Below are 24,348 nucleotides of genomic sequence, written 5' to 3' on the forward strand. Positions count from 1 at the left end.
CAGGATTTATTAGTAAGCTGGTAAATGATCAAGCAGAGAAAATACCAATTTAGCGGATTTAACAAGGCTTATGAGGACGTTAAGATATACAAGCCTATTCATTCTATTTACTGAGGTGAGCAAATATGAAACTCGGTTTAAGCTCTTATAGTTTATTTTCGGCATTGCAGTCGAAAGAGATTGATATTTTGGAAGCGATTCAGTGGATAGCAGACCAAGGCGGGGAACATATTGAAATTGTTCCGATGGGCTTTAGCTTGGATGATGACCCTGATTTGATTCATGCAATTCGTCAACAGGCAGAAAACGCAGGTATTGAAATTTCTAACTATGCAATCAGTGCCAATTTTATTACATCAAATAATGAAGAGTATGAGAATGAAGTTGAGCGAGTTAAGAAACAAGTAGATATTGCTAATCTTCTTGGTGTAAAACTAATACGCCATGATGTGGCATCGCGGCCAATAAATGAAACTTCTATAGAACAATTTGAAAAAGATTTGCCTAAAATAGTTCGGGCATGTAGGCAGGTTGCGGATTATGCTGCAACGTTTGGAATAACGACAAGTGTAGAAAATCACGGATATTTTATCCAGGCGAGTGATCGAGTTCGAACAGTTATTAACCATGTTGACAGAACAAATTTTAAAACCACACTGGACATTGGAAATTTTATGTGTGTAGACGAGGATTCGGTTTCAGCTGTAAAAAAGAATATATCATTGGCGTCCATGATTCATATCAAAGATTTCTACCTACGACCATCCTATAATAACCCTGGGGAGGGATGGTTTCCAACTACTTCAGGTAACTATTTACGAGGCGCAATAGTCGGTCATGGAGATATTGATATGCAAAAAATTATCAAAATTATCAAACAATCAGGATATGATGGATATGTTTCAGTAGAATTTGAAGGACTGGAAGAATGTAAGAAAGGGTCAAAAATTAGCATGGATAATTTGCGGCGTCTTTGGGAAGAGGCATAAAAGGGAAGAATAATTCCCATGCGAAAGCAGTAGATTCCAAAGAGATAGCATTGATTTTTACCTATACAAAACAAGAAACATAAAAAGCCCGCAAAGCCAATTAGAAAGCTTTGCGGGTGTTTTGTGTCCGGCCTGCCATTCTGTTATGAATCTTTCATGGTTGTTTTAGATTTGCCTAAGGTCCTTAACAGTCATGAGTGTCCCCTTTCTCCACATTTCGCTCTTTTTCAACAACTTTTCCCCCATGCTTAAACATTTTCTTATACAATAAGAGCAGGATACCAATAAGGTAGTCCTTAAATGGCCAAAGTAGCGGACGTTGTTTTTCGAAAGAATAGGGCAGAAATTCGTGATGGTTCATCAATAAACAACATACTTGAGCTAATAAACCAATCTAGTGATACTAATAGGCACACTTCTAAAAGGAGTTGAATGTTTTTGTATAAAGTAATAGTAGTCGATGATGAAAAAAGCATTAGAGAAAGATTAACCCGTTATTTTCCATGGTCTGATGTTGGGTTTGAAGTAGTTGGGGCGGCAGAAAATGGCCGTGAAGCTCTAGTACTCATTGAACAGGAACATCCTGATGTAGTGTTGACTGACGTGCTTATGCCTGAAATGACAGGGTTGGAGCTAGCTAAAGAAATAAAAATATCATACCCGGATATAAAGGTCATCATCCTTAGTGCTTATGATGACTTTAAATATGCCCAGGATGCCATTCAATACGGTGTGAAGGGATATATGTTGAAACCATTGAACAAGGAGGATTTTTATGATGGTTTTAATAAACTGAGGGGCGAATTAAATGAAGATGCAGAATTGAAAAAAGAAAGTGCGTCAAATGATAAATGGAATACGCAGGAATTAATGCTATTGGATTTGATTAAAGGTGCAAACTTACAGACGTATACTAAGGAATGGAGTGCGCAAAATCCATACATTAGGGTCGCCATCTTTTCATTTGAAAGGGTGTTTAAAGAAACCTCAACCTTCTCAATTAGGCAAAAGATTAAAGAGCTTGCAACTGATTTTTGGAAGCGCTATCGTGTCCCTGTATTGTTTTACGGGAATAGTCTCATTTTATTAATCTCTGAACAGAAGCCTGTTTTAAGAAAAGATTTAAAGCCAAAAATTCTATTGTTTGCAGACTCTTTGCAACAAAATCTTGGAGAAATATTCAAAGAAAAGTCCCATATTGTTGTGGGGGTTGGCAATTTGGCCCAATCGATCCAAGAAATTAGCCGTTCTTATCATGAAGCTGTCCATGCTAGTAGCTATAAATATTTTAGTGAACATGAGACGGTCATCTTTCGTGAGGATTTGTCTGCCAACGAAGGATTCGAAAATAATAAGATAATTCAAGATAATATAGTGGAGCATGTGAACAGCATTGAGGGAAAACTGATGGAGTCTGTTTTAATTGGGGAAATAACTGAAATTTCAAATGATATCCACCGTTTCTTCGAAGCATTGGAGCGATCAAAAGGCCAGAAAATTTCAGAAATACGTGGTTCCTGTTCCGAGCTCGTCATTATGCTTATCTTCAGGCTTAAAGAAAAGGGGCTCGCACTCCCATCAATAGATAATCAGCAGGTACTAGGAAAAATCTATGAGATTGATTCTTTAAAGGAATTGAAAAGATGGCTGAAACAAATGCTGGAAACCATGTCTTATGACTTAACGAAAAGTGATGAGCAGAATGTTAATCGCTACGTGCTGATTGCCAAGGAATATGTGAAGTCAAATTATCATGAGAAGATTACATTAATTGAAATGTCGAATATCCTATTCCTTCATCAAGCATATTTTAGTGCTATTTTTAAAAAAGAGACAGGCCAAAATTTCATCGAGTATGTGAATGAGGTTAGAATTGAGAAAGCCGCACAACTGCTAAGAGAGACAGATAATAAAGTTAAGATGATATCTGATATGGTCGGTTTCCATAGCCATTCGTATTTTATCAAAGTATTTAAAAGTGAAAAAGGCGTCACGCCAGTCATGTTTAGAAGACAGCAAAAACGGTAGCGCTCGTGGAGGTATAGCATGAGGAAAAAAACAGGAATAGAAGGGAAATACCCTTTTCGAAACTATTTACTGATGTTTTCGTTGATTGTGGTATTCATTTTTCTTTTGCTATTAAGTTCTATTTATTATGTGAAAATAAAAGACTTTATTGAAGAAAAAAAAGAAGCTACTACCCAATTAAGGATAGACCAAATTTCTAATGAAATACAACTCAAGTTTAACAATATGTATGAAACGATTAACAACTTAAAGGCAAATGAGATTGTAATTCGATATATAGATGAATTGACAGGTTCGGAACTCAGTCCTTCCGATAAGTACTACCAGATGAAGAGCCTTGAGGAATACTTGTATGCAATCAAACAGAATAACAAGCTCATTGATAGTATTCTGATTATTACACCAGAATCCCAATTCAGTTCAGACAGTAAATACGTGGATTACAAGTTTAATGGAATGAAATTAAAAAGTGAAGTGGAGAGTAATTATCATTTTGTTTCCATTGGTGAAACAAATAAGATGATCGAGCATCCTTTGTTAGGTGATAAGAACTGGCAAGAGGATGTTACTTCAAAAGACTTGAATAACCAAATGTATTTTGGAGCTAATAGTGTATCAGCGGACGGCCAATTTAAAGGAGTCATCCTAATTATAATGAATATGAATAATTTAGATGATCATATCTTTTATGCAGATCAAATTGCATTATATGACAGAAAAGGAACGATGCTTTTTAAAGGAAATCAAGTAGATGGAAATATTCCTAATGAGATCGATAGATTGGAACAGGGTAAAAAAGGATTGCTATCAAAGAAAGAAGATGTGGAACTTCATTATTCAAGTATACCTTTTTATAAGTTTCAACTCATTTATGCGGAACAAATAGGCTATTATTCGAAGCAAATGAAAACAACGTTGAAAGTGATTGCTCTGATTTTTCTTTTTACTGTATTAATTGCTTATATTTTTTCAAGAATAGTTGGTAGAAAAATGCTTCAGCCTTTATATAAATTATTAACATCTTTAAAAGAGCATGAAGAAAGTAAAAGTTATAGCAGTCTTTTGCAAAAAAATGATAAAAGGCACATTAAAGTGAGTTTACGAGAACGATTCTTTTTTTATTTTTTAATGACCATTTTGTTGCCTCTCATTGTATTTATGGTGATCTTTTATTGGCAAACTTCTAAAATCGTTTTGGAGGATTTGCAGGAAAGTTATCACACAGTACATGAAAAGATGGCAAGGATTATGAGTAATGAAATCAATCAGAGAGAGCTAATTATGGCGAGGATCGCCTTAGATAATCCACTACAGTATAAAGTAAAAGAGGAAAAAAAGGATGAGATAGGGTCTGAGTTGCTGGATAAAAAGAAATATTCCGAATTAATGAAACAGAATATATGGATTTATAATCAAAATGGTGAATTTTTGTACACGAACAGCTATAGTCATCCGAATCAATTAAATGATGAATTTTATCAACTTCTATTAAATTCTGGTCGAAAAATAAGTTATACGTTGGAAAGAAACCATTTCAATAATAGTACAATTATAATGGGGATGCCGATATTTTCACCCGATAATTATTCAGAGGTGATTGGATATGTTACGGTAGATATTGATAGTAATCAACTATCAAACTTTTATTCAAATTGGCGAAAACCAGGCCTGGATTTGCTGTTAGTAGATAAGAATAATAGGATTATCTCCCATCAAAATCCAATAAAAATTGGCGGCGTTTTGGAAGTGACAGAAGATTTATTAGAAAATGACCATATTCAAAGTTTAAATGACCATATCTATAGTACAAAAATAACAGAACAAGGATGGAAATTTATCTCCAAATATAATTATTCTGATATACAAAAGCAGGTCAATCAATTGTTTATCAGCAATCTTTATTTGTTATTCATCATATTTCTGTTGTTACTCGTTTTTTCCTACTGGATTTCTAAACGAATATTGAGGCCGTTCGGTCAGTTAAATGAATTATTCAATACTTTCGATTTAGAAGGGTCTCATCATGAGATTGCTGAACAATTCTCAGGAATTGATGAGGTGGATACACTAACTAGAAACTTCAATACGATGATTCAGAGAATGGAAGAGTTAATGCATGAATCGCTAGAGGCGAATAAAGAGCGTATCCAGCTAAAATATGAAAAGCGGGAGATTCAAATCAATGCTTTACAGTCGCAGATTAACCCACACTTTCTATATAATACTTTGGACAATTTGATTTACCTCGTTGAGTCAAATGAAACGGATAAATCGGTAGATATGATTGTTTCATTAAGTAGGCTGTTTCGATTCATTACGAATAAAGAACAGGTAATGATCGCAATCAGAGATGAGCTGGCCTATACTAAGACTTATATTAAAATTATGTCATATCGTTTTGATAATTTTGAATGTATTTGGGATGTTGATGATGATGTATTAAATTTCAAAACGGTTAAGTTGATTATCCAACCAGTTATTGAAAATGCGATTCACCATGGAGCTAGAAAAACAAAGAATATGGTAACAATTCATATTTCCTGTAAACGTATTGAAAATACGGTGCATATTCGTGTAAAAGATAATGCCATTGGCATAAGAGAAGAGGATCTTTCAAAGGTGAAAGCATATCTTTTCGCAGCGGTATTAAATAAATCAGGTATTTACAATGTTAATGGAAGGATCAAGCTTCATTTTGGAAGTATATATGGTCTTAACATAGAAAGTAAGTTCGGAGAAGGTACACAAGTTTCAATCGTTATTCCAATTGTTAAATAATTTTTTATGTAAAGGATGTCCCAAAAGTCATGGAGTCAGCTCTCTTCACAATCCTATCTTAGTTTGATTTGTGTTTTAAATTATCTAGATATAGTACTGTGAATGGGAGTCAGACTTCGAATGGGGCATTTTTTGTATAACAAATAATACTTAGTCTATCGGATTTATAAATATAAATCCGATAGCTTCATTTTGCAGATAGAATGAAATATTTTTTACACTATTTTTACTAATGCTTAAAATAGTGATAATTTTTCTAAATATAGTAGAACTATTTGTTTTGATTTTATATTATTCTGAAAACAGTAAACGCTTTCAAAAAAAGAATAGAGAGAGGGGGAAATATCATGCAAACAGTAATAGAAAGGGCGGTAGAATCAAAGCCCAAACGTAAAGAAAATATTAATTGGATTAGAATGAAGAAAATGAAGATGCTTTATTTTATGATGGCTATTCCGATGGTCATGTTATTTATCTTTCATTACATTCCAATGTATGGCATTTTGATCGCATTTAAAAACTTTTCTCCTGGTTTAGGTATTTGGGATAGTCCATGGAATAACTTTGAACATTTTAAAAGACTGTTTTCCGATTTCTTATTTATTAGGGCTTTGCAAAATACAATCGTTATTAGTCTATTAAAGTTATTAATTGTTTTTCCAGCACCGATTATTTTTGCGATCCTATTAAATGAAATTAAAAGCGAAAAATTTAAAAAGGTGAGTCAATCGATCTCGTACTTGCCACATTTCATGTCTTGGGTTATTTTATCAGCGATGGTAATTGAAGTGTTTTCTCCGCAAAGAGGAATTATTAACTATGTTATTACATTCTTTGGTGGAGAGGCCATTAACTTTATGTCTGATAAAGGTTCTTTTATCCCCATTTTAATTCTTACTGATATGTGGAAAGAACTTGGCTGGGGAGCGATTATTTATTTGGCTACGATTACGTCCATAGATCCTCAATTATATGAAGCAGCGGAAATAGATGGAGCAGGAAGATTTCGCAAAATGATTCATGTTACTCTTCCATCGATTATGCCAATGGTTATCATTATGTTTATTCTTCGACTAGGGGCAGTATTAAATGCCGGTTTCGATCAAATTCTTAACTTGTACAACCCGCTAGTATATGAGGTTGCCGACATTATCGATACGTATGTGTATCGAAGTGGATTAGAGCAATTCCAATTTGATTATGCAACAGCAGTAGGATTATTTAAAAACGTTATTGGTATAGCACTGATCCTCACCGCGAATGCGATCATTCGAAGAAAGAGCGAACACGGAATTTGGTAGAAAGGAGGAAATAAAAATGGCTTTAAAAAAACGTAAAATCTCCTTATTTGATATTCTAAATGTTACAGGATTTACCTTATTTTCAATTATCGTGTTGTACCCATTTTGGCAGACAGTTGTTTTATCCTTCTCAGATGCCGAATCTGCTTCTAGTCTCGGAATCAATTTATGGCCGGATAAATGGATACCAGATGCTTATACATTTGTATTTTCATACCAAAATATTATGGTCGCGTATTTAAATACAATTATTAGAACAGTGGTAGGGACGATATTAATTGTTTCATTTACAGTATTAGCTGCTTATCCACTTTCAAAGAAGGATTTACCATATCGGAACTTCTTTACAATCTTTTTCTTGATTGCGATGTTCTTCTCAGGAGGTATGATTCCTGAATTTTTGCTAATTAAAAACCTTGGTTTAATTGACAGCCGTTTTGCATTAATCTTGCCTTCAGCGGTCAATGTCTTCTTTATCATCATTATGCGAAACTATTTTATGACGATTGATAAAGGGCTTGAAGAATCAGCGATTGTTGATGGTGCCAATTATTTTCAAATCTTAACTAAAATAATTATTCCAATATCGAAACCTGTTATCGCAACTGTAGCACTTTGGGCAGCGGTCTATCATTGGAATGAGTGGTTCCATGCTTTGATTTATATTCAAGACGATTCATTAGATGTTTTACAAACCGTCGTAAGAGATATGCTTGTAGCGATGGATCTTACACAAGCAAATAGCCAAATGGGTGGAGGCGGTTCGTCTAGCGCAGACTTATTGTTAAGTAATGTGCGGGCAGCTACTGTAATCATTTCCATCGGTCCAATCGTTTTAATCTATCCATTTGTACAGAAATATTTCGTTAAAGGCATTATGATAGGTTCATTAAAAGGATAATGGGGGAATATACAATGAAGAAATATGCAAAAGTTCTGTCAGCTGCAGCTTTATCAAGTGCGTTACTTCTAACAACTGCTTGCTCAAATAATGAAGCTACTTCAGGGAAAAAGATCGATATTGCAAGTTTGCCGGATTCAGGGGATTATTCAGATAAACTTGAATTAAGCTTATCTGGATCAGTGACAAGAGGAAAAGCGGAAGATGGAAACTATGTTCAAAAGAGATTAGAAGAACAATTTAATATTAAAATCAAAAACACAAAAGTAGATACTTGGAATAAAGACCAAGTGAACTTAATGGTTGCTTCTGGTGAATTACCTGATACATTTGCTTTTACTGCGGGAGGAAAAACACCACAGGAATTATTTGATGCAGGATTAACAAGAACGATTCCAAAAGAGATGCTTGAAAAGTATGCGCCTCGCTATATGAAAATGTTAGAGGAAAACCCACCAGGACCAGAAATGAACTTATTAAAGAGTTCGGATAATGAATATTTACAATTAATTGGTTTATATTCACATGTCGATGGATTAACTTGGACACCAACATTCCGTCTAGACTGGTTGGAGAAATTGGGAATTGAACCACCAGGAGAAATTAAACAAGTTGGCCCAAGCGGTGGACGTGAGAAAATTTATTATACAGACACAGCTTATACACTTGAAGAAGTAGAAGAAATTTTAAAAGCGTTTACATTTAATGATCCAGATGGAAATGGAAAAAATGATACGTATGGGATTTCTCCATATAATGACCAAATGCACTGGGCAGCTTCCTTAATGGGATCATTTGGATTAGCTCCTGATTACAATTTTATCGAAGATGATAAATTAGTAGTTACAGAGATTTCTAAGAAATATAAAGAATTTCTTAAGTTGTTAGCTAAATGGTATGATATGGGATTAATTGATCCTGAATTTACAACACTTGATTTAAATAAGAGTTGGGAAAAATACAAACAAGGAAAAATCGGTTACTATATTGCACAATCTTCATATCTTGCAATGGATGATTGGGCTAAAGGACGAGCTCCACAAAATCTTGTAGAAAATCCAAACTCTACTGCTAAAATACTGGCTACTGCACCGGAAATTGGTGGAAATGGACAGCAAGGTGTTGGCTCATTTATACCAGTTGGTAATTTAGCGGATGCATTCTATGTTTCAAAAAATGTAACAGATGAAGAATTAGCAAGAATTCTCCAAATTTTTGATTATATCAACTTTGATAACGAGGCAAGATGGACGCTTTATGGCGAAGTTGGCGTTCATTCAGATTGGGAAGGCGAGCCTGAAAAATCTGCCTTAAAGGTACGCCCTGAATATGCAGCTGAAGAAGGAAATTCTGGCTTCTGGGGTTATAACTTCCGTACCTATGATAAGGAAAGAGTACAGTGGTTTACATCAGAATATACAATGAATCTTAGAAAAGAATACTTTGCTCGAGATGATGTAAAAGAAAATATGTTAATTCGTCCATATAAATGGGATGTCTTGAATAAAACAAAAATGGCTGAAATGAAGTTGCGTTACCAAGGACAATTAAAAACAGTTGTTGATGAATTTAGAATGAAAGCGATTGTAGGGGAAGTTGACATCGATAAAGAATGGGATAAATATGTTGAAAACTGGTTGAATAACGGCGGAAAAGATATCCTGAATGAGATGGAAAAATCAGATAAAGTATCAGATTTAATGACGCAATAAGTAAATAAGAGGTTTTCTAAGAAGGGGTCTATTTTACACTCTATACACGGTTGATTGTGTCACTGAGACGTAATGAAAACGATATATAGTAGATGATTAAGTACGGCCCTTTCATAATAAGCAGTCTTATTGTCTTCAATGATTTGTCGTTTTAATGAAGGAATATTGATAAGGTAGACAACAATATGCCTATTATCAGGAAAATATCGCAGAAAAGGGCAATGAGCATTCATTTTTCTGTGGAAAAGGTGCGGGGCTTCGCAAAATCAGCCCCGCACCGCCCCCTTCATAAGGTGATACAAATTGAGAACCTGAACCTTTTTCATCGCCTAAGTTGGGATCAGACGCTCATGGACGCTTTTTATTACATATTACAGCTTAAATGTTGACCTTAAATGAAATTGGAGTATCTATATTATTATAATAAAAGGAGATATTCACATGTCCAATATCCAGAAAGAAGCAATCTTTTATCCAGGTTTTGCAGATTCTAAATCTTATCGAATTCCATCTATGATTACAACATCGAAAGGGACTGTCATTGCAGGAATCGATGCAAGGCTAGCTGATCAAAGAGACAACCCTAACAAAATCGATGTGACGATTCGCCGTAGTGAAGATCATGGAAAAACGTGGGGACCTACACAAAAGTTAGTTGCCTATGCAGGGGAAGGGTTAGACGGAGCAGCCGCAATCGATACAGCACTTTTAGAAGATGAAGTAACGAACACGATATTTATGATTTTCTGTCATACTCCAGGTGGAGTTGGTCTTTGGAATAGTGAATCAGGAATTGGCTTTGATTCAGATGGGCGTAAGCAATTGTATGATCAAAATGGTCAATGTTACTTCCTTGCAAAAGATGGGCAAGTCTATGACTCAGACAACAATTTAACAGACTATATAGTAGACGATCAAGGAAATGTTAATAAAGAGACTCAGCTACATGGAAATATCTATTTGAAAAAAGGAAGCGATCTAAATGAAAGTTTACTAGAAGCAAGAACTTCCTTTTTACAAATCATTCAGAGTGATGATGATGGCCGTACTTGGTCGAAACCTAGAGAATTGAATGGAATGGTTAAAGAGGAATGGATGAAGTTTATCGGTTCAGGTCCAGGCTGTGGGATTCAACTAAAGCAAGGGAAGCATGCAGGAAGATTAGTTTTTCCAATATACTTCTCTAATGAAGCAGGTCACCTATCTTGTGCGTGTATTTATAGTGATGATCATGGGATTACATGGAAACGTGGGGAATCGCCAAATGATGGCAGAGAATTGGACGGAGAAATTCTGTCTGCTGAAACAATCTCAGAAGATAAACAATATTTGACAGAGTCTCAAGTGATTGAATTGCCTACAGGTGAATTGAAATATTATTTACGTAATCATTATGGAATTCAAAGAACAGCTGTTACAACAAGTCCTGATGGCGGAGAAACATGGGGAGAAGTGACGTTTGATATGGCATTGGTCGATCCGACTTGTCAGTCAAGTGTTGTGCTTTATCCTGATTTGGGTGATGGCAAGGTACGTGTTTTATTCTCTAATCCAGATGATGAAAAAACGAGAGTAAAAGGAACCGTTCGCTTAAGTGAAGATGGTGGGAAGACATGGCCATACAGTAAAGTGATAGAAGACGGCTATTATGGATATTCTTGCTTAACTGTCCTTAAGAATGGTGAAATTGGCGTCCTATATGAACGTGTTTATGATTACTCTGATTGGAATAACATGGACATACAATTTTGTACGTTTACGTTAGAATGGCTGAAATCTTAGGTTTTTAACTATGAAACTGATTTGGAGTGATTACCGTGCAACAACTGCCATTATCTGAAAAAATGTTTCATGGGGCCATCTCAATTGAAAAAAAAGAAACGTATATGAAACCTTGGAGAATTCCTTTTGGGCAAGCTGAGATTTTTTTACCAAACGAGATTGGTGGGCAGGCAGAGCTTCCTGCTGGTGTCAGAATAGTAATTCGTAGTAATACGAAAATTATAAACATTGGAATATTGGGCGCAGCTGAGTTTATGCAGATGGATTGTTTAATAAACGGTTCTCTATACAAAACTGCTCACATCTCAAAAGGAGATACTTCTGTACACTTTGATGGTCTTTCAGACGAAACAAAGCTGATCGAACTATATTTATCGCAAAAAATGGCTGTACCTATTACTGGAATTTGGATTGATAAGCACGCAAAGTGGGAGCTTGTAGAGGATTCACGCTTGCACTGGGTTACTTATGGAAGTTCGATTACTCATTGTTATTATTCTGAGAGCCCTTCCCAAACATGGCCTGCGCTTGCATCGAATGAGATGGACTTTAATCTTACTTGTCTTGGATACAGTGGAAATTGTTTTTTGGAACCTACGGTAGCTCGGATGATCCGCGATATGCCTGCCGATTTTATATCTATGTGTGTAGGAATCAACATTGTAAGAGGAAACGCGCTCTCAGATCGAACGTTTGCACCAGCATTAATGGGCTTTATCCAAAGCATCCGAGATAAACAAAAAGATGTGCCAATTGCGATCATTTCTCCTATTTTTAACAGGGAATATGAAAAAACAGAAAACAAAGTTGGTTTATCACTTGAAAAGACAAGAAAAGAAATCGTACAAGTTATTGAAATCTTGAAGAAGCATGGCGATCAAAATTTGTATTATTTAGACGGTCTTGAAATGTTTGGAGAAGAGTATGAAAAGTATATGCCTGATGGGCTGCATCCAAATGCTGAAGGCGATAAAATACTGGCTGTTCGTTTTCAACAGATGGTAGAAGCAAACGTGCCTGTCAGAGACAAAGAAAAAATGATATGTAAGCTTTGATAGCATCGATATGACAATAGATGCTCAGAAAAAATGAGGTGGGAAAATGTTTCAAACGGGCGGCTACATGGGGAAATTAAACACGGTCATGGAATGGATTGCAAGATTCTTTTTTGTTCAATTAATATGGATACTTTTCTGTATTTTGGGGCTAATCGTAGGGGGCATCTTTCCTGCCACTTTTACAATGTTTGCGATTTGTAGGAAATGGATGAATAAGCAAACTGAATTTCCTCTTTTTCGTACATTTTGGAATCTGTACCGTGCTTCTTTTTTTAAGGCCAATATATTGGGATGGGTTATTGTTGTGACAGGATTTAGCCTTTTTTATTATCTCCAATTATTTAGAGCGGGAAATGATACAATCCAAATCATATTATTTTTTGTCGTTTCGACAATGTCTATCGCATATTTAATGACGGTATTGTTTGTTATTCCGGTATATGTCCATTTCGATATTAGGCTATCCAATGTCATAAAATATGCGGTCATCACTGCCATCTCTCATCCGTTTCAAGTGATCAGTATGGCTGCCGTTATCGCTGGTTTCAGCATGGTCATGATCCAGTTTCCAGGGCTCTTTCCGTTCTTTAGTTTCAGCTTGTTGGCATATTCGCTTATGTGGCTCGCTAATACGGCATTTGTCAGTATGGAACGAAAGGCTTCTAAATTAAAAGGGAAAAATCCTGTGAATGGAATTACTTCAAATAATGCAAAGATAATTGAAATTTAATGAGGGATGAGGCGTTAGTATGAATATAGTTAATAGAGAGAAATTCAAAGGGATTTTTGTTGCGATGTACTCCTGTTATGACCAAAACGGAGAAGTCTCTTATGAACGTGTGAAAAAACTGGCTCGATATTATGTAGATAGTGGCGTAAAAGGATTATATGTTGGCGGAAGTTCTGGAGAGGGAATGCTCCAAACCAATGAAGAACGTAAACTTGTATTGGATGCTGTCATGGAGGAAGTGGGAAAAGAACTGACCATCATTGCCCATGTTGGAAGTCCGTCTACAAAGCATAGTGTGGAGCTGGCAAAACATGCAGAGCTGGCAGGCGCGGATGCGATTTCTGCTGTCCCAGCTATTTATTACCGTCTCTCTCCTACTAGTGTAAAACAACACTGGCAAAGTATGATTGACAGCACAGATCTTCCTTTTATTATTTATCATATTCCTCAAACTACAGGGTTCCATCTTTCTCCAGAGCTACTGAAAGAAATGGCCGCACAAGAGAAAGTAATTGGTGTGAAAATTTCATCTGAAAGCACATACGAGCTGCAGCAGTTTAAAGCAATTGGTGGAGAAGACTTCCTTGTCTTTAACGGACCAGATGAACAATACATTGCTGGTAGAATGATCGGAGCAGATGGAGGGATTGGCGGTACGTATGGTGTCATGCCTGAGTTGTTTTTGAAAATTGAACAGTGTTTTCAAGAAGGAAATATTGAGGAAGCACGACATTGGCAATATAAAGTAAACGATATCATTTCAGAATTATTATCCTACCCTTCCCTTTATGGTGCGTGTAAAGCGATCTTAAAGCTACGCCATATTGATTGCGGAGAACCGCGTCTGCCGTTATTGCCAATAAGAAAGTCGGATGAGGCTTCCATAGAAAGATTAAACCAAAAAATCTTGGATTATATCAGTGAAGCAAAAAGTGTAAGAGTGAGGTGAAGGAGATGAATTCGCAATTTTCTGAAAAAATACTGACCGTTACTTGCCACGTGCTTCAGGAAGAACCCTTATATGTTGGTGATACGGTGAAGAAAATAGTGATAGAAGTGGCTGGTACAGTTGGGCGTGTCATCACAAGGCAACAACTACTGATGGCCAAATTTATAGAAGCGGTCCGTGGCAATGATGACTCCCTTTTAGGTAAGCAAATATGACTCCAATCGAATTCATTTCCTCATCAGATTTTGCCATCGGTGTTGATATTGGAGGAACAAAGATAAACGCTGGAATAATCGATCGAAATGGTCAGATCCTTTTACAGCATCATTTGCCGACCCTTGCTCAGCAAGGAGAGGTTCTGAACCAAGTGAAAACATTAACTTCTAAGCTTTTGAATGAATACCACTATTCATTTGATGGTACTTCATTAAAGGGAATTGGAATTGGCAGTGCTGGTCAAATCGATTGGCACAAAGGGAGTATCCGCTATGCTAATTCATTAATTCCTGGCTATACTGGAACTAAGTTAAAGGATGAATTGGAGCATGAATTTACTGCCTCGGTGATTGTCGATAATGATGTGAATTGCTTGGCCCTAACTGAAAAATATTTAGGAGCTGCACAAAATAAAAGAAATGTCATCTGTTTAACACTCGGAACAGGAGTTGGCGGAGCTATTCTCATAGATGGAAAAATCATTCACGGTGCTTGGGGAGGTGCCGCTGAAATTGGTCATATGACAGTCGATTTTAACGGCGTTCCTTGCCATTGCGGGAGTATCGGCTGCCTTGAACAATATGCGTCAGGTACGGGTATTGCGTGGAGAATGCAAGAACTTCTTATGAAACAAGGAATAGGAACTACTCAAATCGAAGCAAAAAAAATCATTGCAGATTGGATAAAGGGTGATCCTACAGCAGCACTTGTTATGAATCAAGCAATTGCAGCACTAGGATCAGCGATTGCATCACTCGTTCATATATTTAATCCAGAAGCAATTATTATTGGCGGAGGGGTAGCGGAAGCAGGAGCTCCACTTATTGATGGAATAAAAGCGGAAATGAAAAAACGAGCCATGTCATCATTAGTAGAAGGAGTTGATATCTTCGCTGCCTACAAAGGAAACTTAGGGGGTATGATAGGTGCTGCTCTTCAATTGTGGGAATATGACGAAATAGGAACAAGAGTGCACCTTCAATCCGCATATAAAATATAATCTGTATCGTTAATCAATGGAGAAGACTTGAGTTTTAGTTTTACGACTTTAAGTCGTCAACAATAATGTCTAAATCCACCTACTTGAGTAGGTGGATTTAAATATTAGTAAGTCTTTTCTCGATTTATCTCTAATAGAAAAATAACAGTTTGCTGGTATTTAAATACCATGCTAATTGAGCTCTCATGATCATTAAAAAGATGACTCGTATGGCCCTTTTGGGAAATATCCATACGAGTCATTATCAATAGAAATAGTCTAAGGGCAGAGTTGACTAGTTAAACATAAAATGTAATTGAATCGAATGACAGTCATCAAGATTACATCCATCATGTATGAAAACCCAGATAGTATTTCTGGTACGAATACAAAGGTGTAAGGGGGATATGAGATGAAAGTAGGATTAAGCACGTATAGTTTGCTAGATGCCATTGAAGCTGGAGAAATGGATGTACTAGATGTTGTGCAATGGATTGCCGACAATGGTGGAGAGCATATGGAAATTGTTCCTTATGGTTTTAGTTTAGTAGATAATTTAGAACTAGCAGATAAAGTGCGTAATAAAGCAAAAGAAGTGGGGATTGAACTATCAAACTATTCGATTCCAGCAAATTTTGTCCAAGAAACAGAAGAAGAATTTGAAGCGGAAGTTGTACGATTGAAAGAACATGTTGATCTTTTAAAACGAATGGATATTAGACATATGCGTCACGATGTAACAGCGTTTACACTCCCGCGTGAGAAAATGACAATTGAATACTTTGAAAACAGTCTACCACAAATCATTGAAGGGAGCCGTCGCATTGCTGACTATGCAGCACAATTCGGGATTACAACAACGATAGAAAATCACGGTGTTGCTGTTCAACACAGTGATCGCGTCCAACGCGTGCTCCATGCAGTTGATAGGCCTAACTTTAAAACAACATTGGATATAGGGAACTTTATGTGTGTTGATGAAAACTCTATTGTAGGTGTTAAGAAGAATCTGCCATATGCATCACTTGTTCACTTTAAAGATTTTTATTTTCGTCCTTTTTATGAAGATCCTGGTGCAGGAAAATGGTTTAAGACGTCAAATGGTAATTTCCTAAGGGGGGCAATTGTTGGACAAGGTGATATAGCAATAAGAGAAATTGTTAAACTTATTAAGGAATTTGGTTACGATGGTAATATTACATTGGAATTTGAAGGAATGGAAGAATGCAAGGAAGCATGTAAAATTGGAATGGATAATCTAAGACGCTTTTGGAAAGAGGCTTAATTAGTATCAGGTTAGTTACATTTTTGATAGGCATTTTCAATTTTGATTTGAAAACCCTCTATGATAATTTGTTGCATTGCTCAAGAGTCGGGTGCTTGAATTGTTAAATATAGCAATTGTCAACGGAATTCGGAAAGAAGTTTAAAAAGAGAAAAGAGGATAAGAAAATGGGGAAAATAAAAGTTGGTGTAATTGGAGCAGGTTCTATATCAGACATGCATTTTGAATCCTACAAAAATAATAAGGATGTTGAAATCTATGCCGTTTGTGATATTAACGAACAAAGAGCACGAGAAAAAGCAGATAAGTATGGTGCTGAAAAGTATTATAAAAAATATCAGGATTTATTAATTGATCCTGAAATTGATGCTGTAAGTATTTGTACATGGAATAACTCCCATGCGGAAATATCAATTGCTGCATTACAAGCTGGTAAACATGTATTAGTAGAAAAACCACTATGTAAAACAGTAGAGGAAGCGCTTGAAATAGAGGAAGCAGTTCAAGAAAGTGATGGAAAAACCCTTCAAGTTGGCTTCGTTCGCCGTTTTGGCACCAATACTCAAGTGTTAAAAAAATTCATTGATTCAGGTGACCTTGGTGAAATCTATTATGCAAAAGCATCTTGCATTAGGGCTTTGGGTAACCCTGGTGGCTGGTTTGCTGATAAAGAACGCTCAGGTGGAGGTCCGTTGATCGATCTAGGTGTTCATGTTTTAGATTTATGCTGGTATTTAATGGGTAAACCAAAAGTTAAATCAATTAGCGGAAACACATACAATAAACTGGGAAATCGTTCAAATGTTGAAAATAAAACCTTCTATAAAGCAGCAGACTATGATCCAGATAAAAATACAGTAGAAGATCTAGCCAATGCAATCATTCGATTTGAAAATGGTGCATCTTTAATGGTTGATGTCAGTTTTACGCTTCATGTGAAGGAAGAGTTAATCGCGGTTAGCATGTTCGGTGACAAAGGTGGTGCAGAAATTGAACCTAGGCTTCAACTTGTAACGGAAAAAAATAATACTATTTTAAATGTTACACCACAAATTGATTCATTATCATTTGATTTTAATAAGGGATTCCAAAATGAAATTGATCATTTTGTATCTTGTGTAAAGGGTGAAATGGAAACAATCAGCCCCGTTCAAGATGGCGTAGAAATTATGAAAATATTGGCTGGGATTTATGAATCTAGTGAAAAAGGTATGGAAATCTATTTCGATTAACGGTAGCTAAAATAAGGGGGAGGAAAATAAAATGTCTCAAAAGTTAAAGGTAGCGATTATTGGGTGTGGAGGAATTGCGAATGGAAAACACTTACCGAGTCTTAAGAAGCTTGAACAAGTAGAAATGGTTGCATTTTGTGATACTGACATAACAAAGGCAGAGAAAGCTGCAAAGAAGTATGGAACACTTGAAGCAGCGGTGTATAAGAATTATCAACAATTATTGAAAGACGAATCCATTGACGTGGTCCATGTCCTGACACCAAATATTTCTCATGCGGAAATATCAATTGCGGCTATGGAAGCTGGCAAGCATGTTATGTGTGAGAAGCCGATGGCAAAAACGACTGAAGAAGCTAAGTTAATGGTTGAAACGGCAGAACGTACCGGTAAAAAGCTAACGATCGGATATAACAATCGCTTTAGACCAGACAGCCAACATTTACACAAAGTTTGTAAACAGGGTGACCTAGGTGAAGTGTATTACGCAAAAGCACATGCCATTCGCCGCCGAGCAGTACCAACTTGGGGCGTATTCTTAGATGAAGAGAAACAAGGTGGCGGCCCGTTAATTGATATTGGGACACATGCTCTTGATTTAACATTATGGATGATGGACAATTATAAACCGAAATCTGTGATGGGAACGGTTTATCATAAATTAGGGCAAAAGAAGGACGCTGCAAATGTATGGGGCCCTTGGGATCCAGAAAAGTTCACGGTTGAAGATTCTGCGTTTGGGTTTATTACGATGGAAAATGGAGCAACCATTGTCTTAGAGGCAAGTTGGGCTTTGAATACGCTTGATGTGGATGAAGCAAAATGTTCGCTTAGTGGTACGGAAGGCGGAGCTGATATGAAAGACGGCTTGCGTATTAATGGTGAGAATTTTAGTAAACTGTATACAACCAATGTGGAGTTAGGTGCTGGTGGTGTTGCCTTTTATGATGGGAAGGAAGAAAGTGATGCTGATCTAGAAGCGAGACTTTGGATTGAAAGCATTATTCATAACACAGAACCGATCGTGAAACCGGAAGAAGCCTTAGTCGTTACACAAATTTTAGAAGCCATCTATGAATCTGCCAAAACGGGCAAAGCCGTTTATTTTGAGTGAAATGCTAGTAGAGGTTCTTAACGTACAGAAGGCAGAAGCATTTTCCGTATGAATTAATTTGGGTTTTATTTCGAGTTTGTTAAGGAGGAACAAAAATGATTCATGTTGCTTTATTAAGTAGATGGCATGTACATGCTAATGATTATGAAAGAGAGATCAGGGAAAATGAACATCTATCTGTCCAAGTTGTATGGGATGAAGATATGGAGCGTGGTAGAAAGTGGGCGGAGGAGCTTGGCGTACCGTTTGAACCAGATCTCCAATCCGTTCTAGCCAATCCATCTATAGATGCGATCGTTGTCAATACACCTACTAATCTGCATAAGGAAATCATTCTTGCTGCAGCAAACAATAAAAAACATATTTTCACTGAAAAGGTATTGGCGCTTTCTGTCAAAGACTGTGAGGAAATTTTTGATGCAGTCGAGGCACAAGGAGTTAAGCTAATGGTTTCTTTACCTAGGCTAACGAGAGATTATTATTTATATGCCAAAAAGGTAGTGGACAAAGGCTGGCTTGGTCGATTGACGATGATTCGTTGTCGACTTGCTCATAATGGAGCGGTTGTAGCGGATGGGAGAACACAGGGGTGGTTGCCTGTACGATTTTTTGATAAAGAACAAAGTGGTGGAGGTTCATTGATTGACCTAGGGGCACATCCGATTTATTTGACGAACCGTTTAGCTGGACCCGTACAGGCTCTACACGCACGATTACAGCAAACAAAAAAGCTCGGAGTGGATGATAACGCTGTTGTTTTAGTAGAGTATGAATCTGGTGCGCTTGGTGTTATTGAGACTAGTTTCTTATCAAATGGAAGTCCGTTTCAGTTAGAACTGTATGGGACAGAAGGAACACTGCTCATTGAAGATGAAGACATTCGTTTGAAAAGTAGTCAGCTAGGAGATGGAGAATGGACACATCTAGACGAAATCGAATCGTCTTTGTCAATGCCGCTTGAACAATGGGTAGCGTTCATTAAAGATGGAACGGTACCCACGATTACAAAAGAAGATGTAATTCATTTGACTCTAATCAATGAAGCCGCTGCATTGTCTGATCAAGAGAGTCGTCGAATTGAAATAAAAGAAATTACGGGGGAATGAAAAATGAACAATGTCCTTCGAGTTGGAATTATCGGAGCAGGTGGTATTGCAAGAGCTGCACACATACCTAATTATCTGAAGCACGTTGATAAAGTGAAAATAGTAGCTGTTGCTGATGTCGTAAGAGAGAACGCAGAACAGCTGGCGAGCAAATTCGGCATTGATAATGTCTTTACGAGCTATGACGAAATGTTAAATACTGTGGAGCTTGATGCAATAAGTGTCTGTACACCGAATAAATTCCATGCAGAAGCGACAATAGCTGCACTAAAAGCAGGGTGTCATGTTATTTGTGAGAAGCCACCTGCAATGACAGTTGAAGAAGCGGAGAAAATGGCTGCAACGGCACAACAGGCAGGAAAAATATTAACATATGGTCTGCATTATCGTCATACACCAGAAGTTGAAGCGTTAAAAAGGTTTATTGATGCGGATGAATTGGGTGGTATTTATGCTGCTCGTGTTCATGCGATCCGCAGGCGTGGCATTCCCGGTTGGGGTGTTTTTACCAACAAGGAATTACAAGGTGGGGGACCACTTATCGATATAGGTGTTCATATGTTAGATACTGCGTTGTACTTAATGGGATATCCAGAGCCAGATACTGTATTTGGTGTGGCATATCAAAAGCTTGGGGACAAAAAAGGTGTAGGCCTCTCAGGCGAATGGGATTGGGAGAACTTTTCTGTAGAGGATATGGTACGTGGAATGATTACCTTTAAAAATGGTGCATCAATTATCCTAGAAACAGCATTTGCTGCAAATATCGAACAACGTGAAGAAATGTCCGTATCCTTGATGGGAGATAAAGGTGGTGCAGATGTGTTCCCATTGAAAATTTATCAGGAAAAACATAATACACTTATCGATATTACTCCAGCATATCTTCCCAAAATGGATGCACACGGAATTCAGATGGAACGTTTTGTGAATTGTTGTTTAACTGGAAATCAACCGATAAGTAATGCAAAACAAGGGGTAGCGCTGCAAAAAATTATCAATAGTTTATATGAATCTGCCGAAAAAGGAAAGGCAATTAAGCTATCTAGGACAGTTTAACTAACCAATAATAATTAAAATTGATTCTCAAACTATGCCACGCAATTAATCAGGGCCACCAAGTGACTAGTATTTTGGGGGATTTGTAATGACTAAAAATTTTTACAGAGGAGAATGGCGATGGGGAAAATTGGACTTCAGTTATATTCAGTTCGTGAAGCGGCAGGAGAAGACTTTTTAGGTACAGTTAGTCGAGTTGCCGATATGGGGTATGAGGGAATTCAATTTGCGGGCTTTTTTAAAACACCTGCAAAGGATTTGAAAAGGGTATTGAATGAAGAAAGGATTAGTACAGCAGGGAGTCATGTAGGACTGGATGTATTGATAGGTGACAAGATCCAAGAAACCATTTCTTATAATCTTGACATAGGTAATGATCTGATTATTTGTCCATTTCTACCAGAGGAATCAAGAAACACGAGCGATGATTACCAGAGAACGGCTGAGCAGTTTAATAAAATAGGTCAAATATGTAAGGATAATGGGTTGACGTTTGCTTACCATAATCATAATTTTGAATTTGACACTTATGATGGTATCACAGGATTTGATCTGTTATTTGGAAATACGGACCCCACCCTTGTGAAAGTTGAATTAGACTGTTATTGGGCCACGTATGCTGGCTATGATCCAAGAGATATAATTAAGAAATATGGAAATCGTGTTGTTTCTCTTCATATTAAAGATATGGAAGAGGAGAATGGTAATAAACGAAGTAGTGAAATAGGATCGGGAACACTTGATATTGACGGTTTACTCCAAGTAGGCAATGAGTATGGCGTAAATTGGTTTGTTGTTGAACAAGAGCAATTTGATGGTGATCCGATGGTGAGCGCAAAGTTGAATATTGATCATTTAACTCAACTTTTAAAATGATATTGGTAATAAATGGAATAAAAGATTACTACGTTAAAAGCATTACGAAATAGTTGTGACAAGATGAGAAACGCACACTTAAATTTCATAAAGGAAGAAGTTCGAAAAAACTCATGCAGCATCTGTTTTTATTTTTAATGGGATTGCATTGAAATCTTTTGTCGCGATATATAAAACGTTGTTAAGATTTTGTCCACTTAACAGCGTTTTTTTAGTAAGTAATTGAATTTTTTGGATGATTAATTCTTTGGATTTAAGGTCAGCAATCCAGTAAATAGAGCCAGTAGAAACGCAGAAAAAGAAAGGAATAATTAAGAATGAGAAGTACAATGAAAGTATGGTCCAGATAATAAGAAGGATGAAATAATTTCATAATATGAAACCTTTGCTTCCTGAGAGTCTCGATGTACCAAAAAGGAGTACCTCAAAAAATTCCTCTATCATGTTTAGTAACGAAACTGAAATGATATAAGAATGGAGGGGACTCCCTAAGTCTATTATACGAAAGGAAACTTGTGTGGTATGCAAGAGTTACATGAAGTGGAATCAACAAAACGATTTGAAGTCATCTTTTCAACGTTAAACATAGATCGATTGTTATTTGATCAATTATTTTAAATGCTGAAAGTCGTGTCATTTAGGAGGACTTATGAAAATCTCTTTCTGAAAAGAAGTCATTAGTCGAGAACCGTTCTTTTTATCATTATTAAAAAATTCGACTGATTCTTTCGATTTCATCTGGTGTCAGCGCAACTTGTAAAGTGTTGAGATTCCGACTTACTTGTTCAGGCTTCTTCGCACCAGGAATCAACACATCAATTGCCGGTTGCTGTAAATACCAAGAGAGGACAACATCTGCAACTTCTGCTCCTTTATTGTTAGCAATTTCACGAACTTGTTCGACTTTTTCAAGATTACTAATAAATGCGTCACCTTGGAAAAGTGGATTTTTGGCTCGTCCATCATTAAAAATGGTGTTTTTATCATATTTTCCACCAAGTAAGCCGGAAGCAAGTGGGAAATAAGGAATAAAGGAAATATGATTCTTTTTTGTAAAAGGAAGTAAGTCTTTTTCTGCTTCTCGTTTAAAAAGATTATACCACCCCTGATATACATCCACATAACCATCTTTATTCGCTTCGAGTAATTGTTCCAATGAAAAGTTAGAAACGCCAATTGCACGGATTTTCCCTTGATCTCTTAACTCTTTTAATGCGCCCACTGCTTCATCTTTTGGTGTAGCTTCATCTGGAAAATGAATATAGAACAAATCAATATAATCCGTTTGCAACCGTTCTAAGCTACTTTCCACTGCGTCTCTTAAAAACGCGGGGGAATTATCAAAAACCACTTTTCCATCGACAAATTTATGAGCACCCTTTGTAGCGATCACGATATCTGAACGATTTCCTCTTTCTTTAATCACTTCACCAATCAATTCTTCAGAACGTTTTGGCCCATAGATATAGGCTGTATCCAGAAAATTAATCCCGCTTTCAAAAGCAGTTCTGATTACATCTTTCCCTGTTTCCTCATTTAAATGAGGGTAAATATTGTGACCGCCAACTGCATTCGTCCCAAGTCCAATCGGGTTTACATATAAATCTGTTTTTCCAATTCTTACTTGTTGCACCATTTCCACTCATCTCCCTTTTTTCATTCACATGTAGCATAACAAAAAGTAAGTTCATATATAAAATAGTATGCCTTCAATTCAGATTATTCTTAAAAAGGGATCGAATTTGGAGTATGGCATCAATAATAAAAGAAACACTCGCCTAAGAATGAATCCCAAGCGAGTGTTTCTATTGCAAAAGATTTAAAGATGATTCGGTTCCTCGACCATATTCAAATTAGGACCACGTTGGTTAAGAAATAATCCAATGGCAGTTCCGACCAAGACATAGGTTAGAGAAAGTGAATTGGATATGTATTTTTCAATACTGGCGCGCAAATTTGATTTCTGGATCGTAATGCTAGAATAGGAGGAGTCTGCGCGCTACTCGGCCTTAGTTTCAGCTAATAATCGTCCACGCCGCATCACTGAGCTTCGGTTTTTTTATAAAATCCGTAAATAGAGGGGATATGAATTTAAGCGTAATCTTGCTTAGGGAGGATTCTTTTCTTCGTAAAATGCATTTTTATGTAATAAAATGGGTTTAAATCCAAATTAATGGATGAATTATTAAGTTTTTTACACACATGGTTAATATTGTTCTACAATTGTAAGTAGAAAGAAATTTATCATACGTG

At 36.6% G+C, this 24,348-nt stretch carries 19 protein-coding genes; 18 read left to right on the top strand and 1 reads right to left on the bottom strand.

All coding sequences use genetic code 11. The features are described 5' to 3' along the window. Positions 1 to 125: 125 nt before the first annotated feature. The 18 genes from AC1MGI_RS07355 to AC1MGI_RS07440 all read left to right on the top strand — a co-directional run bounded on the left by AC1MGI_RS07355 (position 126) and on the right by AC1MGI_RS07440 (position 22,095). Complete coding sequence (locus AC1MGI_RS07355; protein WP_480349122.1) at positions 126 to 989, top strand: sugar phosphate isomerase/epimerase family protein; 864 nt, start codon at positions 126 to 128, stop codon at positions 987 to 989. Between the two features lie 438 nt (positions 990 to 1,427). Further along, a complete protein-coding gene (locus AC1MGI_RS07360) occupies positions 1,428 to 3,017 on the top strand; it encodes a response regulator (protein WP_480349123.1) in 1,590 nt (529 codons plus the stop codon). Positions 3,018 to 3,035: 18 nt separating this feature from the next. Next, positions 3,036 to 5,795, top strand: coding sequence for a sensor histidine kinase (locus tag AC1MGI_RS07365; RefSeq protein ID WP_480349124.1), 2,760 nt, complete (start codon positions 3,036 to 3,038; stop codon positions 5,793 to 5,795). A 347-nt stretch (positions 5,796 to 6,142) separates the two neighbouring features. Beyond that, positions 6,143 to 7,096 (top strand): ABC transporter permease, encoded by a 954-nt coding sequence (locus AC1MGI_RS07370; RefSeq protein ID WP_480349125.1) that lies wholly within the window; start codon positions 6,143 to 6,145, stop codon positions 7,094 to 7,096. A 16-nt stretch (positions 7,097 to 7,112) separates the two neighbouring features. Next, a complete protein-coding gene (locus tag AC1MGI_RS07375; protein WP_480349126.1) occupies positions 7,113 to 7,997 on the top strand; it encodes a carbohydrate ABC transporter permease in 885 nt (294 codons plus the stop codon). A 14-nt stretch (positions 7,998 to 8,011) separates the two neighbouring features. Then, complete coding sequence (locus AC1MGI_RS07380; protein ID WP_480349127.1) at positions 8,012 to 9,709, top strand: type 2 periplasmic-binding domain-containing protein; 1,698 nt, start codon at positions 8,012 to 8,014, stop codon at positions 9,707 to 9,709. A gap of 441 nt (positions 9,710 to 10,150) precedes the next feature. Further along, positions 10,151 to 11,491, top strand: coding sequence for a sialidase family protein (locus tag AC1MGI_RS07385; RefSeq protein ID WP_480349128.1), 1,341 nt, complete (start codon positions 10,151 to 10,153; stop codon positions 11,489 to 11,491). 35 nt (positions 11,492 to 11,526) lie between these two features. Further along, positions 11,527 to 12,546, top strand: coding sequence for an SGNH/GDSL hydrolase family protein (locus AC1MGI_RS07390; protein ID WP_480349129.1), 1,020 nt, complete (start codon positions 11,527 to 11,529; stop codon positions 12,544 to 12,546). Positions 12,547 to 12,592: 46 nt separating this feature from the next. Beyond that, the gene (locus AC1MGI_RS07395) at positions 12,593 to 13,279 is read left to right on the top strand and encodes a YesL family protein (protein ID WP_480349130.1); all 687 of its coding nucleotides are present in this window, start codon (positions 12,593 to 12,595) and stop codon (positions 13,277 to 13,279) included. Between the two features lie 19 nt (positions 13,280 to 13,298). Beyond that, positions 13,299 to 14,228, top strand: a complete 930-nt coding sequence (locus AC1MGI_RS07400; RefSeq protein WP_480349131.1) for a dihydrodipicolinate synthase family protein — start codon at positions 13,299 to 13,301, stop codon at positions 14,226 to 14,228. A 5-nt stretch (positions 14,229 to 14,233) separates the two neighbouring features. Further along, positions 14,234 to 14,443 (top strand): hypothetical protein, encoded by a 210-nt coding sequence (locus AC1MGI_RS07405; RefSeq protein ID WP_480349132.1) that lies wholly within the window; start codon positions 14,234 to 14,236, stop codon positions 14,441 to 14,443. Continuing rightward, positions 14,440 to 15,444 (top strand): ROK family protein, encoded by a 1,005-nt coding sequence (locus tag AC1MGI_RS07410; protein ID WP_480349133.1) that lies wholly within the window; start codon positions 14,440 to 14,442, stop codon positions 15,442 to 15,444. Before AC1MGI_RS07405 ends, AC1MGI_RS07410 begins: the two co-directional genes overlap by 4 nt. A gap of 391 nt (positions 15,445 to 15,835) precedes the next feature. Then, positions 15,836 to 16,708 (top strand): sugar phosphate isomerase/epimerase family protein, encoded by an 873-nt coding sequence (locus AC1MGI_RS07415; RefSeq protein WP_480349134.1) that lies wholly within the window; start codon positions 15,836 to 15,838, stop codon positions 16,706 to 16,708. Between the two features lie 167 nt (positions 16,709 to 16,875). Then, positions 16,876 to 17,940 (top strand): Gfo/Idh/MocA family protein, encoded by a 1,065-nt coding sequence (locus AC1MGI_RS07420; protein ID WP_480349135.1) that lies wholly within the window; start codon positions 16,876 to 16,878, stop codon positions 17,938 to 17,940. A gap of 31 nt (positions 17,941 to 17,971) precedes the next feature. Further along, positions 17,972 to 19,054 (top strand): Gfo/Idh/MocA family protein, encoded by a 1,083-nt coding sequence (locus tag AC1MGI_RS07425; RefSeq protein WP_480349136.1) that lies wholly within the window; start codon positions 17,972 to 17,974, stop codon positions 19,052 to 19,054. Between the two features lie 95 nt (positions 19,055 to 19,149). Further along, positions 19,150 to 20,160 (top strand): Gfo/Idh/MocA family protein, encoded by a 1,011-nt coding sequence (locus tag AC1MGI_RS07430; protein ID WP_480349137.1) that lies wholly within the window; start codon positions 19,150 to 19,152, stop codon positions 20,158 to 20,160. Between the two features lie 3 nt (positions 20,161 to 20,163). Then, positions 20,164 to 21,219 carry a Gfo/Idh/MocA family protein gene (locus AC1MGI_RS07435; protein ID WP_480349138.1) on the top strand — a complete coding sequence of 352 codons (1,056 nt, stop codon included), beginning with the start codon at positions 20,164 to 20,166 and terminating at the stop codon, positions 21,217 to 21,219. A 120-nt stretch (positions 21,220 to 21,339) separates the two neighbouring features. Continuing rightward, positions 21,340 to 22,095, top strand: coding sequence for a sugar phosphate isomerase/epimerase family protein (locus AC1MGI_RS07440; protein ID WP_480349139.1), 756 nt, complete (start codon positions 21,340 to 21,342; stop codon positions 22,093 to 22,095). 706 nt (positions 22,096 to 22,801) lie between these two features. Here the strand turns inward: AC1MGI_RS07440 and AC1MGI_RS07445 are convergent. Continuing rightward, the gene (locus AC1MGI_RS07445) at positions 22,802 to 23,731 is read right to left on the bottom strand and encodes an aldo/keto reductase (RefSeq protein ID WP_480349141.1); all 930 of its coding nucleotides are present in this window, start codon (positions 23,729 to 23,731) and stop codon (positions 22,802 to 22,804) included. Between the last annotated feature and the right edge of the window lie 617 nt (positions 23,732 to 24,348).

The sequence above is a fragment of the Peribacillus sp. BM1 genome (assembly GCF_056679975.1).

Excerpts from the sequence above, each read along its gene's own strand:
- AC1MGI_RS07355 (WP_480349122.1), top strand. The coding sequence starts at position 126 with ATGAAACTCGGTTTAAGCTCTTATAGTTTATTTTCGGCATTGCAGTCG.
- AC1MGI_RS07365 (WP_480349124.1), top strand. The coding sequence starts at position 3,036 with ATGAGGAAAAAAACAGGAATAGAAGGGAAATACCCTTTTCGAAACTAT.
- AC1MGI_RS07370 (WP_480349125.1), top strand. The coding sequence starts at position 6,143 with ATGCAAACAGTAATAGAAAGGGCGGTAGAATCAAAGCCCAAACGTAAA.
- AC1MGI_RS07375 (WP_480349126.1), top strand. The coding sequence starts at position 7,113 with ATGGCTTTAAAAAAACGTAAAATCTCCTTATTTGATATTCTAAATGTT.
- AC1MGI_RS07380 (WP_480349127.1), top strand. The coding sequence starts at position 8,012 with ATGAAGAAATATGCAAAAGTTCTGTCAGCTGCAGCTTTATCAAGTGCG.
- AC1MGI_RS07385 (WP_480349128.1), top strand. The coding sequence starts at position 10,151 with ATGTCCAATATCCAGAAAGAAGCAATCTTTTATCCAGGTTTTGCAGAT.
- AC1MGI_RS07395 (WP_480349130.1), top strand. The coding sequence starts at position 12,593 with ATGTTTCAAACGGGCGGCTACATGGGGAAATTAAACACGGTCATGGAA.
- AC1MGI_RS07400 (WP_480349131.1), top strand. The coding sequence starts at position 13,299 with ATGAATATAGTTAATAGAGAGAAATTCAAAGGGATTTTTGTTGCGATG.
- AC1MGI_RS07405 (WP_480349132.1), top strand. The coding sequence starts at position 14,234 with ATGAATTCGCAATTTTCTGAAAAAATACTGACCGTTACTTGCCACGTG.
- AC1MGI_RS07410 (WP_480349133.1), top strand. The coding sequence starts at position 14,440 with ATGACTCCAATCGAATTCATTTCCTCATCAGATTTTGCCATCGGTGTT.
- AC1MGI_RS07415 (WP_480349134.1), top strand. The coding sequence starts at position 15,836 with ATGAAAGTAGGATTAAGCACGTATAGTTTGCTAGATGCCATTGAAGCT.
- AC1MGI_RS07420 (WP_480349135.1), top strand. The coding sequence starts at position 16,876 with ATGGGGAAAATAAAAGTTGGTGTAATTGGAGCAGGTTCTATATCAGAC.
- AC1MGI_RS07425 (WP_480349136.1), top strand. The coding sequence starts at position 17,972 with ATGTCTCAAAAGTTAAAGGTAGCGATTATTGGGTGTGGAGGAATTGCG.
- AC1MGI_RS07430 (WP_480349137.1), top strand. The coding sequence starts at position 19,150 with ATGATTCATGTTGCTTTATTAAGTAGATGGCATGTACATGCTAATGAT.
- AC1MGI_RS07435 (WP_480349138.1), top strand. The coding sequence starts at position 20,164 with ATGAACAATGTCCTTCGAGTTGGAATTATCGGAGCAGGTGGTATTGCA.
- AC1MGI_RS07440 (WP_480349139.1), top strand. The coding sequence starts at position 21,340 with ATGGGGAAAATTGGACTTCAGTTATATTCAGTTCGTGAAGCGGCAGGA.
- AC1MGI_RS07445 (WP_480349141.1), bottom strand. The coding sequence starts at position 23,731 with ATGGTGCAACAAGTAAGAATTGGAAAAACAGATTTATATGTAAACCCG.